This window comes from Actinacidiphila sp. bgisy160, from assembly GCF_057707815.1.
Genome location: NZ_JBYIQW010000033.1, coordinates 12,239 through 28,417, shown reverse-complemented (window position 1 = coordinate 28,417; position 16,179 = coordinate 12,239). Strand labels below are relative to the sequence as shown.

Below are 16,179 nucleotides of genomic sequence, written 5' to 3'. Positions count from 1 at the left end.
CGCGTAACCGTTGACGCATGTCAGGGGTGGGGTGACTCTTGAGGTGATTCCTCCCGTTAAGGAAGGCGGGTAAGCGCCATGACCCGACTGCTTTCCCACCCCGCACGTGACTGCGTCCCCCACCCCGGCCGGGCGGGCCTGGTCCGGCCGGTGGCGGCGGTCCTGACCGACGGCGTCGACGATGTCGCGGTGGCCGAGACAGCCGCCCGACTCGCCCTCGCCCGCCGCGTTCCGCTGCTGCTGATCGCCGTGATGCCCCCGCACGTCCGCCGCTCCTGTCCGGGCCCGGCCTCCGCGTCGGTGCGGGCGGTGCTGGCCCGTGTCATTCCGAAGGTCGGCCCGAAGGGGACCGGCTACATTCCCGAGGTCTTCCACCTGCCATCGGGTGACGGGTCTCGTCTGGCGGCAGCTCGGCAGCTGCTGGCGCTGGCCTGCCGCCACCGGGCCCCGGACGTGGTGGCCGGCCGCCGCGGCCCGGCGGGGCTGGACGCGTTCACCCTGATCGAGGCCGCGGCCCTGCACGGAGGCCCTCGCGTGCACGCCGTCGCCCCCGCCGCCTTGACGCCCATGAGCCTGCCCTCGCCGTGACCGGCCCCCCTGCTCGTGACCTGTCCCGCTGTTGGAGGGGAGACGTTTCGCGATGAACGACCTGCCGTTCTCCGTCCCGCTGTGGGTGTGGGCCGCGGTCACTCTCGGCATCTGCGTGATGCTCGCCGTCGACCTGGTCGCCCACCGTGACAACCACGTCATCAGCTTTCGTGAGGCCGCGGTCTGGAGCGGCATCTGGATCGCCATCGGTCTCGGCTTCGGCCTCGTCCTCTGGGCGTGGCAGGGAGGTGAGACCGCCTCGACCTACTACGCCGGCTACCTGATCGAGAAGGCCCTGTCGATCGACAACGTCTTCGTCTTCGCTCTGGTCTTCTCGTACTTCGCCGTCCCCGACGCGTACCAGCACAAGGTGCTGTTCTGGGGCGTCCTCGGCGCCCTCGCAGCCCGGCTGGTGTTCATCTTCGTCGGCGCCGAACTGCTGCAGCTGTTCTTCTGGACCGCCTACCTCTTCGGCGCGTTCTTGATCTGGACCGGCTGGAAGATGGCCTTCTCCCAGGAAGACGAGGTCCACCCGGATCGCAGCCCCGTCGTCCGCCTGGTCAAGAAGATCATCCCGACCGACCCGCGGTATCACGGCGGCACGTTCTTCGTGCGCGTCCACGGACGGCGGGTCGCGACCCTGCTGTTCGTGGCGCTTGTCGCGATCGAGGCCACCGACCTGATCTTCGCCGTCGACTCCGTCGCCGCCGTCCTCGCGATCACCACCAGTACGTTCCTCGTCTGGACCGCCAACGCCTTCGCCGTGCTCGGCCTGCGCAGCCTGTACTTCTGCCTCGCCGGACTCCTGCGCCGCTTCCAGTACCTGCACTACGGCCTCGCGGTCCTGCTCGCCTTCGCCGGCGTCAAGCTCATCCTGTCCGAGACCCCCGTCGGCAAGCTGCCCATCCCCCTCACCCTCGGCGTCATCACCGTGACGATCACCGTGTCCATCGCGTGGTCGCTGATCGCCACCCGCAACCAGCCCACCGGCATCGACCACCAGCGGGCCGAGGCCGGCGCCGCCGGATCCGTCAGCGCTCGCGGCGACGAGCGGACCCCCACGTCCCACCAGGGCGTCCATACGCACGACGCGCACGACGCGCACGGGAAGGACGCGTCATGACCACGACCCGGCGCCTCCGGCCGGCCACCGCGCCACCGGCGCCGCAGTGCGCGTCTGCCACTTCCCGCCACACCGGGACACCGGGACGCCGAGAAGAGCGTGGACGTCCCCGGCGAACGCCGACCGGGCGCGGCGGGCGTTCGCCGAGCACTCCCCATCCCCTCGCTGCGACCGGACGGCGCCGGCCGGGTGCACCGGGTACCGCGGCAGGGCCCCCTGCTGGACGGCTTCGTCCTCGACATGCGCACGTACCGCAACGCCGACTCCCCCGACAGCCAGGCTTACGACCCGCAGGGCATCCTCGGCCGTTGTCGCCGAGTGGCCGTCGCGGGTCTCACTGATCGTTCCGGGCCCAACCGGAAGGGGGCACGGGAACCGCCCGGTGGAGCATGCCGAAGCCCTGCGGGTTCCACGCCTGGCTCGGCAAGCGCGCAGGCGCCGAGACCCCGCCGCTCCCCATGCGCGGCTGGACCAGGAGGCGAGCCGCACTCCGCACCGGCGGGCGGCGGTGCCCCGAAGGCTTAGCATGTGCAAATCGCCGGGGCAATACGGCGATTTCGAGACCTCGTGGAGTGGCCGGGGAGGGTACTCCACGGACTCCTGACGGACCGGGAGGATGGCGCCGTGACTGGTGGTTTCACCTACGAGCAGGTCGGGGTGACCCGGACCGGCGGCCCCACGCCGCCTGGGTTCCACCGCCTGCACGAGCGGATCCGGCTCGGCGAGGGCTCCGAGGTGCTGGCCGCGGCCGGCCGGGCGCTGATGGGGTGGCGGATGCACCGGGCGGCCGGACTGCGGGTGCCCGCCGGCACCCCGGACGCGGCGCCGGGGGTGCCCGTGCCCCTGCGGATCGGCCCGCTGCGCGCGCCGTGCGAGGTGGTGTGGGCGGAACACGACCCGGAGCGCGTGGGATTCGCGTACGGGACGCTCCCCGGCCACCCGGAGCGCGGGGAGGAGGCCTTCGTGGTGGGCCTCGCCCCGGACGGGTCCGTGTGGCTGGATGTCACGGCCTTCAGTGGACCGGGGGCGTGGTACGTGGGTCTACTGGGCCCCCTGGGACGCGTCACTCAGCGTGGCTTCGCGCGGCGTTACGGCCAATGTCTGCGCCGATTGTCGCAGGACAGAACTATTGAAAGGGGGAGTTAACCGACATGGCCCACCCTTTACCCGTCGGTCACAACGCGTTCGTGATCACGCAACACGTGTTCGGCATGGTGTTCGCATGCGAGACCTGACTTCCGCCACGACCGCCCCTGCCGCCGCCGCACGGCGGCAGCACCACTGGCGCCGCGACGTCATCGAACTCGCCGCGCTCTTCGTGGCCGTGGCCACCGCCGACCTCATCGCCAACCTCGTCGGGCACGCCCCCGACGGCCCCGCCCTGCTGTGCCTGTCGGCCGCCGCACTCGTCGCCACGGCCGGCTTCCACACATGGTGGGCACGCCATCACGGTCACTCACCGCCGACAGCCGGGAGCCACAACGGGAGCCGTACGACGGAGCCGGGGGAAAGCTCCGCCGTGGACGGGACCGACGCCGGGACCACGTTGTGGCGGGTGCGCACCACGGTGCGTGACACGCCGGGCAGCCTGGCCGCCCTCTGCACGGCGCTGGCCGGGCGGCGCGTGGACATCCTCACGCTCCAGACGCACCCGCTGGCCGAGGGCACCGTGGACGAGTTCCTGGTCCGCGCCCCGGCCGCCCTCGCCCCGGGCGACCTGACGCGGGCCGTGGCCGGCGGGGGCGGGCACGACACCTGGATCGAGCGGGCCGACGCCCACGACCTGATCGACACCCCGACCCGGGTGCTGGGCCTCGCCACCCGTACCGCCCTGGACGCCGCCGAACTTCCCCTGGCCCTGCGCCAGTTGTTCGGCCGCTGCACCATAAGGTCCACCCCGCCCGGCACGGCCGGCCCCGATCCGGCCGAGGACACCCTGGAGGACACGATCATGCGGCTGCGCGACCCGGCCGGAGGCACCATCACCGTGGAACGCGCCTATCTCCCGTTCACCCCGACCGAGTTCGCCCGCGCCCGCGCGCTCGTCGAACTCGACGCGCACCTGGGCACCAGGGTCCCGGAGGGCCGAGCCGTCCTCACCCTGCCCGAGGGCAATGAGATCACCGTCCGCCGCGCGGGCCCGGAGGACCTCGAGGCCGCCCGCGAACTCCACGACCGCTGCTCCACCGCCACCCTCGCGCGCCGCTACCACGGCCCGGTCGCGGACGTGGACCGCTATCTGACGCACCTGCTCAGCCCCCGCTTCGGGCGGACACTCGCCGTGCGGACCGTCTCCGGCCGGCTCGTCGCACTCGGCCACCTGCTGTGGGACGGCGACGAGACCGAGGTCGCCCTGCTGGTCGAGGACGCCTGGCAACGCCGCGGCATCGGCCTGGAGTTGCTGCACCGCCTGGTCGCCCAGGCCGTCGACACGGGGTGCGCGAGCGTGTACGCGGTGACCCAGGCGACCAACACCGCGATGGTCGCGACGATGCGCCGCCTGGGTCTGCCGCTGGACTACCAGGTCGAGGACGGCACGCTGGTCATCACCGCGACGCTGTCACCGGCCGGCGCGAGCGCTCGGCCGCGCTGAGCGCGATGTCCAGGTCCTCCCACAGGTCCTCGACGTCCTCCAGCCCGACCGACAGCCGCAGCAGCCTGTCGCTGACGCCCGAGCTGTGCCGGTCGCCCTCGTCGACGATGCGGTGGCTGATCGAGGCCGGGTGCTGGATGAGGGTGTCGACGCTCCCGAGGCTGACCGCCGGGGTGATCAGCCGGACCCCGGCGATCACCTCGTGCGGGTCGCCCTGGACCTCGAAGGCGACCATGGCGCCGCCGATCCGCGGGTAGTGCACCTTGACCACCCGCGGGTCGGCGGCCAGCCGCTCGGCCAGCGCCGCCGCCGTCGCGGAGGCGGCCTTCACCCGGACCGGCAGCGTGGACAGCCCGCGCAGCAGCAGGTAGCCGGCGAGGGGGTGCAGCACCCCGCCGGTGGCGAAGCGCACCTTGCGCAGCACACGGGCGAACTCCTCGTCGCAGGCGACGACCCCGCCCAGGACGTCGCCGTGACCGCCCAGGTATTTGGTGGCGCTGTGCAGCACGATCCGGGCGCCGCTCTCCAGGGGGCGCTGCAGGACAGGCGTGGCGAAGGTGTTGTCGACGAGTAGCGGCACCTCGCCGCAGGAGTGGGCGACGGCCCGCAGGTCGACCTCGGCGAGCGTCGGGTTCGCGGGGGTCTCCACGATCACCAGGCCGGTGTCGGGGCGGATGGCGTCGCCGACGCCGGCCGGGTCGGTCCACGTCACCTCGGTGCCGATCAGACCGCCGGTCAGGAGGTGGTCGCTGCAGCCGTACAGCGGGCGGACGGCCACCACGTGCCGCAGCCCCATGGAGGCGCGGGCCAGCAGGGTGGCGGTGAGTGCGGCCATGCCGCTGGCGAAGGCCACCGCGGCTTCGGCACCCTCCAGCTTGGCCAGGGCGGTCTCGAAGCGGGCGACGGTGGGGTTGTCGAGCCGGGAGTAGACCGGCGGGCCGGTCAGCGCGGCACCGGTGGCGGCGAAGTCGTCGAGGCGGGCGGCCTCGGCGCGGCTGTCCCGCGAGGGGTAGGTGGTGGACAGGTCCAGGGGAACGGCGTGCAGGCCGAGGTCCGCGAGGTCTTCGCGGCCGGCGTGCACGGCTTCGGTGGCGAGGGCGCGGCGGGTGTGCGCCGATGCTGTCGTGTCCATGGCCCGATGCTGAACAGCTACCGGTCCGTAGCGCGGATCGCCCGTGCTAATTTCGGCCGGTGTCCGATTCTGTGCTTCTGGATCCGGTCGACCTCGAGATTCTGCGCCTGCTGCAGAACGACGCACGGACCACCTACAAGGACCTCGCCGCCGCCGTCGGCGTGGCCCCGTCCACCTGTCTGGACCGGGTCAGCCGGCTGCGCCGCACCGGGGTGATCCTCGGCCACGAGCTGCGGGTCGACCCGGCCCGGCTCGGACGCCCGCTGGAGGCACTGCTGGCGGTGCAGGTGCGGCCGCACCGCCGGGAGCTGATCGGCCCCTTCGTGGAGCGGGTGCGCGCACTGCCGGAGTCGCGGGCGCTGTTCCACCTCACCGGGCCGGACGACTACCTCGTCCACGTGGCCGTCGCGAGCACCGGCGACCTCCAGCGGCTGGTCGTCGACGAGTTCACCTCGCGGCCCGAAGTCGCCCGCGTCGAAACCCGGTTGATCTTCCAGCACTGGGACTGCGGCCCGCTGCTCCCGCCCACGTCAGGAATATGATCGTCAATGGTGATGACGGAGCACGCCGCCCCGTACCAGGATGTGACCATGCCCGACACCACCGGCAGCGCGCTGCCCCGCCGGATCGCCGACGCGTACGTCGACGCGGTCACCGAACTCGATCCCATCACCGCCACGTACCTGGGGGTGCGGACCGGCCAGGACCGGCTCCCCGACTTCACCCCCGCCGGCCTGGAGGCCCAGGCCGAGCTCGCCCGCCGCACCCTGGCCGACATCGACGCGGCCGAGGTGCCGGACGACGACGAGCGCCGCTGCGCGCGGCTGCTGCGCGAGCGGCTCACCGCCGAACTGGCCGTGCACGAGGCGGGTGAGGGCCTGCGGGCCGTCAGCAACCTGCACTCCCCCGTCCACGCGGTGCGCGGCGTCTTCATGCTGATGCCGACCGGGACCGATGAGGACTGGGCCGCCGTCGCCGCCCGGCTGCGCGCCGTCCCGGAGGCCCTCGCGGGCTACCGGGCCTCCCTGGAGGAGGGCGTCGCCCGCAGGCTGCCGGCCGGTCCGCGTCAGGTCACCACGGTCATCGAGCAGCTCGGCGAGTGGCTGGGGGAGGACGCGGACGCCAGCTGGTTCGCGCAGTTCGCGAAGGAGGGCCCGCAGGCCCTGCGGGCCGAGCTCGACGGCGGCGCCGCCGAGGCCACCGCCGCCGTCGCCGCCCTGCGCGACTGGCTGCGCGACGTCTACGCCCCGGCCGTCGAGGGCACCCCGGACGCCGTCGGTCGCGAGCGGTACGCCCGCTGGGCCCGCTACTGGACGGGCTCCGACCTCGACCTGGACGAGGCGTACGCCTGGGGCTGGGAGGAGTTCCGGCGCATCGAGGCCGAGATGCGCGCCGAGGCGGAGAAGGTGCTGCCCGGCGCCACCCCGATGGAGGCCCTGGCACACCTGGACGAGGCCGGCGAGGCCATCGAGGGCGTCGACGCGGTCCGCGAGTGGCTGCAGGGCGTGATGGACGAGGCCATGGCCGCGCTCGACGGCACCCACTTCGACCTGGCCGAGCCCGTCAAGCAGGTCGAGTCCCGGATCGCCCCGCCCGGCAGCGCCGCCGCGCCGTACTACACCTCTCCCTCGCTCGACTTCTCCCGCCCCGGCCGCACCTGGCTGCCCACGCTGGGTCGTGAGCGGTTCCCCGTCTGGGACCTGGTCAGCACCTGGTACCACGAGGGCGTCCCCGGCCACCACCTGCAGCTCGCGCAGTGGGTGTACGTCGCGGACCGGCTCAGCCGCTACCAGGCCACGCTGGGCCAGGTCAGCGCCAACGCGGAGGGCTGGGCGCTGTACGCCGAGCGCCTCATGGACGAGCTCGGCTTCCTGACGGACGCGGGACGCCGGCTCGGCTACCTCAACGCGCAGATGCTGCGGGCCACCCGCGTCATCCTGGACATCGGCATGCATCTGGAGCTGGAGATCCCGCGGGACAGCCCGTACCGCCCGGGCGAGACCTGGACGCCGGAGCTGGGCCGCGAGTTCTTCGGGCGTTACAACGGGCTGAACGACGCCATGCTCGACAGCGAGATCATCCGCTACCTGGGCATGCCGGGGCAGGCCATCGGCTACAAGCTCGGCGAGCGCGCCTGGCTCGCGGGGCGCGAGGCCGCCCGCAAGGCCCACGGCGACTCCTTCGACCTCAGGGCCTGGCACATGGCCGCGCTGTCGCAGGGCTCCCTGGGCCTGGACGACCTCGTCGACGAGCTCTCCAGGCTCTAGCCGTCACCGGTCCTCCCCCGGGCCCCGCCCGGGGGAGGACGCCGTGCTCCGCCGCTCACCGCTCCGGATCCGGACAGGCCGCGACGAGCCCTCGCGCACCGGGTGCTCCGCGGGTGCGGGGCGGACCGTCAGAGGGACGCGACCGATCGGGACCCGGCATTTCTCGCGGCCCACGCCGCCGACCCTGTGCGGGAGCTCTTCCGCCGCGGCGCCCCGGCAATGCGCCTCCGCGGGTGGCACCCACCCTGAGCACCGATGGCGGCGGGACCCGGGCGTGCGGGCCGGCCGGGGTGGATAGGGTGAGGTGGATGGGGGTGTTGCACGGATGATTCCGAACGCTTCGCGGGAAGAGGGCCGGCTCGTGCTGACGCACGGGCGGGTGGCGCTGAGGGAGCAGTTGCCGGATGAGTCGGCGCAGCTGGCGGACGGCAAGCCGGCCGGGCTGGCGTGGATCGACGGCGGGCCGGGCGAGGGCACGATCATCGCGGCCGGGATGTCGACGATCGCGGCGGCCGCCGGGGTGTACGCCCCGGGGTGGGGGCTGTTCGTGATACAGCGGTCGGACGACGGGCTCGCGCTCGGCGGCATCGGCTTCCACGGCCCGCCGTCCGCCGCGGACGGCCTGGTGGAGATCGGCTACGACCTGTCGGAGTCCGCGCGCGGCGCCGGCTGGGCGACGGACGCCGTTCTGGTGCTGTCCCGGTGGGCGCTGAGCCGTGCCGAGGTGCGCACCGTGCTGGCGACCACCGACCCGGGCAACCACGCCTCACAACGGGTGCTGGAGCGGGCCGGTTTCGGGCGGGTCGCGGACCGGGACGCCCAGTGGGCGTACGAGTTGCGACCGGTCGGCCGGGGTGTGCCGGCGTAATTCGCTGTCGCGGGGCCTGCCGGTTCCGCCACCATCGGGGCCGTGAACACCGTGCCCCCGACCCGGACCCTCTTCCTCTCGCCCCGTGTGACCGCCACGGGCCACGCGCTGGCCGCGGCCGCCCACCGGCGCGGCATGGCGACGCGCACCCTCCCCACGTGGCGGGTGCCGCAGGACGCGGCGGACGCGGTGGGCCCGTCGCTGTACGCGGGGCCGCTGTTCGCCGACGCCGTGGCGACGGACCTGGGCCTGGGGCTGCTGGAGGCGGACGCGGACTGGCTGGCCCGGCTGCCGTACGAACTGACCGGGCGGGAGGTGGAGTTCACGACCCTGGCGGAGGCCCGCGGGCTGCGCAGGCCCGCTTTCGTGAAGCCGCCGAACGACAAGAGCTTCCCGGCCCGTGTGTACCCCGACGGCAGCGGCCTGCCCGGTCCTGACGCGGTGGACGACGACGCTCCCGTGCTGGTGAGCGACATCGTGGCGTTCACCGCCGAGTACCGGCTGTTCCTGCTGGACGGCGAGGTGGTGACGGGCAGCCGTTACGCGACCGGCGGTCGCCTGGACGTGGCGCCGCTGGACGACGACCCGCTGGCGGGCGAGGTACGGGGCTTCGCCGGGCGGCTGTTCGCACCCGGCGTGCCGGAACTGCCCGGCGCGGTCGTGGTGGACGTCGGCAGCACCGCGGACGGCTGGGCGGTGGTCGAGGCCAACGCGGCCTGGGCGAGCGGGCATTACGCCTGCGACGCCGACGCCGCGCTGGACGTCGTCCTGCGGGCGGCGGCGCCGCTCGCCGGCTTCGGGGCGGAGGACCGCCGGTTCCTGCGCCCGGCCGTCACCGTCGTCCGCTGAGGCCGCCCCGCGGCGGCCTCAGCAGCCGCAGTCGTCCGCGCCCACGGGCGCGGTCAACGGGTCGGCGGGGCGCCGCTGCGCGCCGTCCGCCGTCTCATGGGCGAAGCCCTCGCGGATCCAGTACTCCATGCCGCCGAGCATCTCCTTGACCCGGTAGCCGGCGCTCGCCAGGGCGTGCGCGGCGCGGGTGGCGCCGTTGCAGCCGGGGCCCCAGCAGTACACGACGACGGGCACGTCGCGGTCGAGGAGGGCCGCGGCGAGCCGCGGGACGTCCGCGGTGGGCAGGTGGACGGCGCCGGGGACATGACCCTGCTCCCAGGCCTGGGTGGAGCGGGAGTCGACGACGACGAAGCCGGGGCCGGCGCCCGTCTCCGCCGCCGTGGCGAGGGCGGCCGCGACGTCGGACACGTCGGCGTGGAAGGCGAGGCTCGCGGCGAAGTACGCGGCGGCCTCGGCCGGCGCGGCGGGCGGCACCCGCAGCACGGGGTTGTCGACGGGGGCGGGGGTGGTCGCTGGAGCTGTCCGTGTCGTCATGGCGGCAAGCCTATGAGCCGCGCGCCGCCACTCGAAGGGCCGTTCCCCGGCGTAAGCCTTCCCGGCCGGGGATTTCCCTGGTAGTCAGGGGATATGACCGTGGATTCCCTCGACGCCACCGACTGGCGCATCCTGGACGCCCTGCAGCGCAACGGCCGGGCCGGCTACGCCGAGCTGGCGCGTACCGTGGCGATGTCCCCGAGCGCCGTCACCGAACGGGTCCGGCGGCTGGAGGAGGCGGGCGTGATCACGGCATACACGGCCGTGGTGGACCTGGAGCGGACCGGCCGCCCGATCCTGGCGTTCGTCCGGCTGCGCTACCCGCACGGCAACTACAAGCCCTTCCACGATCTGCTGGAGTCGACCCCGGAGATCCTGGAGGCCCACCATGTGACGGGGGACGACTGCTTCATCATGAAGGTCACCGCCCGTTCGATGCGTCACCTGGAGGAGATCACCGGCCGTGTCTCGGGCCTGGGCTCGGTGACGACGAGCGTGGTCTACTCCTCACCGCTCGCCCGCCGTGCGGTGGCGCAGGGCTGACCCCCGCTGCCCCTTGACGACCTGCAACTGGGCGGGTACGCGCTGCCGGAGCTCCGCGACGTGGCTGACGATGCCGACGGCGCGGTCCCGTTCGCGCAGCCCGTCGAGGACGTCGAGCACCTCGTCCAGGGCCTGCTCGTCGAGGCTGCCGAAGCCCTCGTCGACGAAGAGCGTGTCGAGGCGGGCGCCGCCCGCCTCGTCCGTGACGACGTCCGCGAGACCGAGGGCGAGGGCCAGGGAGGCGAAGAAGGTCTCGCCGCCGGAGAGTGTGGCGGTGTCGCGCTCGGTGCCCGTCCAGGCGTCCACGACCATCAGTCCCAGGCCCGACTTGACGTTGCGTGAGGCGCGGGCGTCGGTGTGGACGAGGGTGTAGCGCCCCGAGGACATGCGGTGCAGCCGGGCGCTGGCCGCGGCCGCGACCTGTTCCAGCCGGGCGGCGAGAACGTAGGTCTCCAGCTCCATGCGGAGCGTGTTCTCCCCGGCTCCGGTAGCCAGGTCGGCGAGACGCCGCAGCCGCGCGTACTCCTCGCGGGCCGGGGCGAGCGCCCTGGTCCCGCGCAGTGCCTCCGCCCGCAGCCGGCCGAGGGCGTCGCGGGTGGTGTGCGCGGCGGACTGGCGGGCGGCGGCCTCGCGCAGCCGCGCGGTGGCGGACTCCACGGCCCGCCGGGCCGCTTCGGGGTCGGCCGGGGGCAGCGCGGCCGCCTCGGCCAGGTCCAGGGCGGTGAGTTCGGCGGTGACCGCGGCCTCCTCGCGGCGCCACTCCTCCGCTCGCCGCCGCAGCCGCCGCAGTTCCGTCTCCTGCAGCACGGCGGCGGCCGCCGCCTCGGGCGTGGGGAAACCGGCCTTGTAGGCGGCGTCGGCCAGGTCGGAGTCGGCCTCCTTCAGCGCGCGGGCGGACTCCTGCCCGGCGCGGGCCGCCCCGGCGGCGGTCGCCGCGCGCTCGGCGTCCGCCGCGAGCCGGGCGCGGCGCTCGGCGACGGTGGCGTACGGGCCACGGGCCCGCGCCAGCCGGGCGGTGAGCTCGGCGTCCTCCCGGTCGAGGAGTTCGCGGCGGGTGGTGAGAGACGCGAGCCGGTTCCCGGCCTCGACGCGATCGGCGCTGCGGCGGGTGTGCTCGGCGAGGGCCCGGTCGAGCGCCTGGCGCGCCTGCGGCGCTTCCGCGGCGGCACGCACGGCCGCCGCGTACTCCTCCTCCAGCGCGTCGTGGGCGGCGGCGAGTTCGGGCTCCGGCTCGGGCCCCGCGACGGCCAGGGCCGCGTCGTGGGCCGCGGTGAGGCGTACGACCTGCTCCTGCGCGGCATCGCGGGCGGCGGCGGCCCGCTGCTGGGCCTCCTGCGCGGCCTCCTCGTCGGCGCGGCCCACCTGGCGGCCGGTGGGACGGGCGGGGTGCGGGTGCTCGGTGGCCCCGCAGACCAGACAGCCCTCGCCGGGGCTGAGCTGCGCGGCCAGTTCGGCGGCGATGCCGTTGATGCGGGCCTCGCGGACGTCCTGCCAGTGGTCGCGGGCGTCGGCGGCCGCGTCGCGCGCCGTGCGCAGCCGGTTCTGCGCGGCGAGCAACGCGGTGGCGTGGGTGTCGCGTTCGCGGGCGGCGTCGAGGCGGCGGCGGGCCCGGTCGAGGGCCCCGGAGAGCTCGGCGGCGCGGGTGGCGGCGGACTGGGCGGCGTCCACGGCGCGTTCGCGGCCGAGGCGTTCGGCCTCCCAGCCGTCGAGCCAGGCGGCCGTGTCGGCGATCAGCCGCTCGTCCTCAGCCGCCTCGCGCTCCACGCGTCCGCGTTCGCGGGCCAGTTCGGCGGCGCGCTGCTCGTCCCGGCCTGCGTCGGCGAGGCCGCCCAGCTCCTCGCGGAGCCGGTTCTCGTACTCCGCGAGCTGTTCGGCGCCCGCCTCGTACTGCTCGGCGGGCAGGCCCGCGCGGGCGGTGCGCTCCGCGGCGGCGGCACGCGCCTGCCGGGCGGCGGCACGCTCGCGCCGCTCCAGCGCCGGCGCCACGCTCGCGGCCCGCTCCGCCGTCTCCAGCAGCTCCTGTTCGCGGGCGCGGGCCTCGCGCTCGCCGGCCAAGTCGTGGGCACGGCGTTCGGCCGCGGCGTGCCGGCGCTGCCGTACGGCGAGTTCGCGTACCGCCTCGGCCTCGCGCTGGACCCGCTCGTGCGCACTCTCCGCGGCGGTCACCGCGAGGTCGGCGATGTCGGCGCGTTCACGGGCGGTGGTGGCCAGGACGGCCGCCCAGCGCAGGATGTGCGGGGCCAGTTCGGGGTCGCCGGGCGCGACGCCCTCCGGCAACGGCCCGGCAAGGGCCTCGGGGTCGTCGCCGGCGGCCTGGCCCATGCGCTCGGCGAGCCGCAGCAGTTCGTCGTCCCCGGCGGCGACCCGCTGCTCCGCGGCCCGCCGCTCGGCCCTCAGCCACTCCTCGACGGCCTTGAAGCGGCGGGTGTCGAAGAGCTTGCCGAGCAGGGCGGCCCGGTCGGTGGCGGTGGCCCGCAAGAAGGTGGCGAACTCGCCCTGGGGCAGCAGCACGACCTGGCAGAACTGCTCCCTGCTCATGCCGATGAGCTGCTTCAGCTCCTCGCCCGCCTCCTGGTGGGACTTGCTGAGCGCCCTCCACTGCCCCGCCGTGTGCTCGCGCAGCAGGGTGACGGCCTTCTCCATCGTGAAGCCGGTGCCGCGCTTCTTGGGGCGGGGCTGCTCGGGGCGCCGGGTGATCTCCAGCCGCCGCCCGCGCACGGTCAGGTCGAGCACGACCTCGGTGAGCGTGTCCTGATCGGCGTGGTCGCTGCGCAGCCGGTTGCCCTGCCGGCTGCCGGGGACGCCGCCGTACAGGGCGAAGCACACCCCGTCGAGGACGGAGGTCTTGCCGGCGCCCGTCGCGCCGTGCAGCAGGAACAGCCCGGCCGCGGCCAGCTCGTCGAAGTCCACCGTGTGGCTGCCGGCGAACGGCCCGAAGGCGGTCAGGGTCAGACGGTGCAGGCGCATCAGTCGGTCTCCGCCCGTACGGCATCGTTGCGGACCGCGTCGAAGGCGTCCCGCAGGACACCCCGCTCCGCGGCATCAGGCCCGGCGCCGCGCACGTGGGCCACGAAGTCCTCGGCGATCTGCCGGTCGGAGCGGCCGCGCAGGCGCTGCGCATACGAGGCGTGGGGGCCGGCGTCGACGCGTTCGGGCTCGAAGGCCAGGGCCAGGGCGTGCGGGAACCGCTTGCGCAGGCGGGCCATGGGCTCGTGCGGACGGTGCGGGTCGGTGAGGGTGGCCTCGACCCAGGAGTTCTCGTGCCGTTCGTGCGCCGGATCCTCGAGGAGTTCCTCGAGGCGGCCACGGAGCCGGGCCAGCGGCCGGGGCACGGGACAGTCGACCCGCTCGGCGGCCACGGAGCCGTCGGGGCCGAGGTCGACCAGCCACATGCTCTTGCGGTGGTCGGCCTCGGAGAAGGAGTACGCGAGCGGCGAGCCGGAGTAGCGCACCCGGTCGGAGATCGTCTGGCTGCCGTGGAGGTGGCCGAGGGCCACGTAATCGACGCCGTCGAAGACCCCCGCGGGCACGGCCGCCACGCCGCCGGCCGTGATGTCCCGCTCGCTGTCGCTGGGGGCGCCGCCCGCGACGAAGGCGTGCGCCAGCACGACCGAGCGGGTGCCCGCGGGGCGCGCGGCCAGGTCGGCGCGGACCCGCGTCATGGCGGCGTTCAGCACCTCGGCGTGCCCGGCCCGGTCGAGAGTGAACTCCTCACGCACCAGGGCGGGTTCGAGGTAGGGCAGGCCGTACAGGGCGACCGGCCCGTGCCCGTCGGCCAGCACGACCGGCGTGGCGCAGCCGGCCGGGTCGGTCCGCAGGTGGATCCCGGCGCGGTCGATCAGGCCGGAGGCCACGCCCAGCCGGCGGGCGGAGTCGTGGTTGCCGGAGATCATCACCGTGGGCACGCCGAGGGCCGCGAGCCGGTGCAGCGCGTCGTCGAAGAGCTCGACGGCGGGCAGCGACGGCAGCGCCCGGTCGTAGACGTCACCGGCGACGAGGACGGCGTCGACGCGCTCCGCCCGCACCGTCGCCACCAGGTGGTCGATGAACGCCGCCTGGGCGTCGAGCAGTCCGACCCGGTGGAAGGACCGCCCCAGATGCCAGTCGGAGGTGTGCAGCAACCTCACCGTGGCTCTCCCGCCCGCATGTCGTTCCTCCGGCTCGCTTTCCGCATGCTCCGCACGGGCCCCGGTGTCCCCACCGGTCCCGTGCGCTCCGAGAGCAGGCTATCCGGCACCACTGACAGCGCGTCGCGGGAGTCCGAACTCGGGCAAGGTCGGTCAAGCCGTGTCCCCGCCCAGCCGTACGATGACCGCCATGACGCGGGCGACTCCGGCAGGCGACTGATCGACGGCCGCTTCGAACCGCTGGAACGACTGGCGGCGGCATGGGCCTGGTGTGGCGGGCCTGCGACACCGCCCTGCGCCGCGAGGTCGCGCGAGGCGGCGGCGGAAGTGCGGGAGCGCGTACTGCGCGGGGCCCGCGTGCTGTGCCGGCTCGGTGCGCCACTCGATGTCGCCACGATCCACCACATCGGCAAGGTCACCGGCGTCATGGCCGCGGTCCGAGCTCCCGGACGGGCGAACCCCGGCGTGTGCGGGTGACCGGCCGCCGGGCGAGACCCCACCGTGGGGCGGTGCACGCACTCACACCCGCGGCCGGGGCGGCCGTCATGGCGACCGGTATCCTCTCCGCCGGGCTGCGGCTGACCGGGCACGAGGGGGCCGCGCTGGCGGCGCTCGCCCTGGCCGTGGCGGTGTGGGCGGTGTGCGCGGGCGTGTTCGTCGCACGGCTTGCCCGGGGCCGGGAGCGGTGGTGGCGGGAGGCGTCGACGCCTGCCGGACTGACGGGCGTGGCGGCCACCTGTGTGCTCGGCACGTGTCTGTCCCTGCAGGGGTGGCAGGAGGCCGCGGCGGTCGCGCTGACGCTGTCGGCGGTACTCTGGCCGCTGCTCCTCGTGCCGGTGCTCCGGCGCTGGGAACGGGGCTTGCAGGGTGCCGTCTTCCTGGTGTGCGTGGCGACGGAGGGCCTGGCCGTCGGCGCGGGCACCCTCGCGGTGCCGGACCGGCTGCCGTGGCTGTGCCAGGCGGGCCTCTCGCTCTTCCTCCTCGGCCTGGTGCTGTACGGCATGGCGCTGGCCCGTTTCGACCTGCGGGAGGTCCGCTCGGGCGCGGGCGACCACTGGGTCGCGGGCGGGGCGCTGTCGATCAGCGCGCTCGCCGCCGCCAAGCTGACGATCGCCGCCGATCCCCGCGGCCCCCTGGGGTGGGCGCCCGGCCTGCACGGGACGCTGCGCACGGTGAGCCTGGTCCTGCTCGCGGCGAGCCTGCTGTGGTTCCCGGTGCTTGCGTACGCCGAGGCGCGGTGGCCGCGCACCCGCTACGACGTCCGGCGCTGGGCCACGGTGTTCCCGCTCGGGATGACGGCGGTGGCGAGCCTGGTCGTGGCGGACGCCGCCGCCCTTCCCGTCCTCGACGAACTGGGGCGTGCCCTGCTGTGGCTCGCGGTCGCCGTCTGGCTGCTGACGGCGGCCGGGGCGGCCCGCGCCTGGTGGCGTTCGGCGCAGCGCCGGTGCCCTGGGCGCCCGCGATGACCACGTGCTGCCCGGCCCGGCGGTCGGCGATCCGGGCGCCGAGCCGCGGCCCGCGCGAGGCTCGGAACAGTGGATCGACCGGATACGGC

15 protein-coding genes and 1 pseudogene are annotated in these 16,179 nt (G+C 74.7%); 12 read left to right on the top strand and 4 right to left on the bottom strand.

What is annotated here, in order from left to right; translation table 11 throughout:
• The first annotated feature begins 78 nt into the window (after positions 1–78).
• The 5 genes and pseudogenes from AC3EUJ_RS24035 to AC3EUJ_RS24015 all read left to right on the top strand — a co-directional run bounded on the left by AC3EUJ_RS24035 (position 79) and on the right by AC3EUJ_RS24015 (position 4,304).
• A complete protein-coding gene (locus AC3EUJ_RS24035; RefSeq protein ID WP_431964627.1) occupies positions 79–588 on the top strand; it encodes a universal stress protein in 510 nt (169 codons plus the stop codon).
• A gap of 52 nt (positions 589–640) precedes the next feature.
• Entirely contained in the window at positions 641–1,711 is a 1,071-nt protein-coding gene (locus tag AC3EUJ_RS24030) for a TerC family protein (protein WP_431964625.1), read from the top strand.
• Positions 1,712–1,829: 118 nt separating this feature from the next.
• A pseudogene (locus AC3EUJ_RS24025) lies at positions 1,830–2,020 on the top strand (alkaline phosphatase D family protein); the annotation flags it as partial.
• A gap of 315 nt (positions 2,021–2,335) precedes the next feature.
• Entirely contained in the window at positions 2,336–2,857 is a 522-nt protein-coding gene (locus AC3EUJ_RS24020) for a DUF1990 domain-containing protein (RefSeq protein WP_431964623.1), read from the top strand.
• Positions 2,858–2,933: 76 nt separating this feature from the next.
• Positions 2,934–4,304: a GNAT family N-acetyltransferase gene (locus AC3EUJ_RS24015; RefSeq protein ID WP_431964621.1), complete on the top strand. Its 1,371-nt coding sequence runs from the start codon at positions 2,934–2,936 to the stop codon at positions 4,302–4,304.
• On the opposite strand, the gene AC3EUJ_RS24010 is transcribed toward AC3EUJ_RS24015, so the two are convergent.
• Entirely contained in the window at positions 4,258–5,436 is a 1,179-nt protein-coding gene (locus AC3EUJ_RS24010) for a trans-sulfuration enzyme family protein (RefSeq protein ID WP_431964619.1), read from the bottom strand. The genes AC3EUJ_RS24015 and AC3EUJ_RS24010 overlap by 47 nt on opposite strands.
• A gap of 59 nt (positions 5,437–5,495) precedes the next feature.
• Here AC3EUJ_RS24010 and AC3EUJ_RS24005 point away from each other — a divergent pair, with 59 nt between their 5' ends.
• From AC3EUJ_RS24005 to AC3EUJ_RS23990, 4 genes are all read left to right on the top strand, one after another.
• Entirely contained in the window at positions 5,496–5,978 is a 483-nt protein-coding gene (locus AC3EUJ_RS24005; protein ID WP_431964617.1) for an Lrp/AsnC family transcriptional regulator, read from the top strand.
• Positions 5,979–6,026: 48 nt separating this feature from the next.
• The gene (locus tag AC3EUJ_RS24000) at positions 6,027–7,703 is read left to right on the top strand and encodes a DUF885 domain-containing protein (RefSeq protein WP_431964740.1); all 1,677 of its coding nucleotides are present in this window, start codon (positions 6,027–6,029) and stop codon (positions 7,701–7,703) included.
• A 325-nt stretch (positions 7,704–8,028) separates the two neighbouring features.
• The gene (locus tag AC3EUJ_RS23995; protein WP_431964615.1) at positions 8,029–8,571 is read left to right on the top strand and encodes a GNAT family N-acetyltransferase; all 543 of its coding nucleotides are present in this window, start codon (positions 8,029–8,031) and stop codon (positions 8,569–8,571) included.
• Positions 8,572–8,613: 42 nt separating this feature from the next.
• Complete coding sequence (locus tag AC3EUJ_RS23990; protein ID WP_431964613.1) at positions 8,614–9,420, top strand: ATP-grasp domain-containing protein; 807 nt, start codon at positions 8,614–8,616, stop codon at positions 9,418–9,420.
• A gap of 18 nt (positions 9,421–9,438) precedes the next feature.
• Here AC3EUJ_RS23990 and AC3EUJ_RS23985 read toward each other — a convergent pair whose 3' ends face one another.
• Positions 9,439–9,954: a rhodanese-like domain-containing protein gene (locus AC3EUJ_RS23985; protein WP_431964612.1), complete on the bottom strand. Its 516-nt coding sequence runs from the start codon at positions 9,952–9,954 to the stop codon at positions 9,439–9,441.
• A 93-nt stretch (positions 9,955–10,047) separates the two neighbouring features.
• On the opposite strand from AC3EUJ_RS23985, the gene AC3EUJ_RS23980 reads away from it, so the two are divergent.
• A complete protein-coding gene (locus AC3EUJ_RS23980) occupies positions 10,048–10,497 on the top strand; it encodes an Lrp/AsnC family transcriptional regulator (RefSeq protein ID WP_431964610.1) in 450 nt (149 codons plus the stop codon).
• Here the strand turns inward: AC3EUJ_RS23980 and AC3EUJ_RS23975 are convergent.
• Both AC3EUJ_RS23975 and AC3EUJ_RS23970 read right to left on the bottom strand, forming a co-directional pair.
• Complete coding sequence (locus AC3EUJ_RS23975) at positions 10,462–13,464, bottom strand: AAA family ATPase (RefSeq protein ID WP_431964608.1); 3,003 nt, start codon at positions 13,462–13,464, stop codon at positions 10,462–10,464. The two genes, AC3EUJ_RS23980 and AC3EUJ_RS23975, sit on opposite strands and share 36 nt — an antisense overlap.
• Positions 13,464–14,624 carry an exonuclease SbcCD subunit D gene (locus AC3EUJ_RS23970; protein WP_431964606.1) on the bottom strand — a complete coding sequence of 387 codons (1,161 nt, stop codon included), beginning with the start codon at positions 14,622–14,624 and terminating at the stop codon, positions 13,464–13,466. The genes AC3EUJ_RS23975 and AC3EUJ_RS23970 overlap by 1 nt, the downstream gene beginning before the upstream one ends.
• 327 nt (positions 14,625–14,951) lie before the next feature.
• Here AC3EUJ_RS23970 and AC3EUJ_RS23965 point away from each other — a divergent pair, with 327 nt between their 5' ends.
• Together AC3EUJ_RS23965 and AC3EUJ_RS23960 are read left to right on the top strand one after the other, a co-directional pair.
• Positions 14,952–15,101: a hypothetical protein gene (locus AC3EUJ_RS23965; RefSeq protein ID WP_431964604.1), complete on the top strand. Its 150-nt coding sequence runs from the start codon at positions 14,952–14,954 to the stop codon at positions 15,099–15,101.
• 32 nt (positions 15,102–15,133) lie between these two features.
• On the top strand, positions 15,134–16,090 hold the full coding sequence (locus AC3EUJ_RS23960) for a tellurite resistance/C4-dicarboxylate transporter family protein (protein WP_431964602.1): 957 nt from the start codon (positions 15,134–15,136) through the stop codon (positions 16,088–16,090).
• Positions 16,091–16,179 lie beyond the last annotated feature (89 nt).

What these genes read in the sequence shown, in the direction of transcription:
- AC3EUJ_RS24035 (WP_431964627.1), top strand. Translation starts at nt 79, where the DNA reads ATGACCCGACTGCTTTCCCACCCCGCACGTGACTGCGTCCCCCACCCC.
- AC3EUJ_RS24030 (WP_431964625.1), top strand. Translation starts at nt 641, where the DNA reads ATGAACGACCTGCCGTTCTCCGTCCCGCTGTGGGTGTGGGCCGCGGTC.
- AC3EUJ_RS24015 (WP_431964621.1), top strand. Translation starts at nt 2,934, where the DNA reads ATGCGAGACCTGACTTCCGCCACGACCGCCCCTGCCGCCGCCGCACGG.
- AC3EUJ_RS24010 (WP_431964619.1), bottom strand. Translation starts at nt 5,436, where the DNA reads ATGGACACGACAGCATCGGCGCACACCCGCCGCGCCCTCGCCACCGAA.
- AC3EUJ_RS24000 (WP_431964740.1), top strand. Translation starts at nt 6,027, where the DNA reads ATGCCCGACACCACCGGCAGCGCGCTGCCCCGCCGGATCGCCGACGCG.
- AC3EUJ_RS23995 (WP_431964615.1), top strand. Translation starts at nt 8,029, where the DNA reads ATGATTCCGAACGCTTCGCGGGAAGAGGGCCGGCTCGTGCTGACGCAC.
- AC3EUJ_RS23985 (WP_431964612.1), bottom strand. Translation starts at nt 9,954, where the DNA reads ATGACGACACGGACAGCTCCAGCGACCACCCCCGCCCCCGTCGACAAC.
- AC3EUJ_RS23980 (WP_431964610.1), top strand. Translation starts at nt 10,048, where the DNA reads ATGACCGTGGATTCCCTCGACGCCACCGACTGGCGCATCCTGGACGCC.
- AC3EUJ_RS23975 (WP_431964608.1), bottom strand. Translation starts at nt 13,464, where the DNA reads ATGCGCCTGCACCGTCTGACCCTGACCGCCTTCGGGCCGTTCGCCGGC.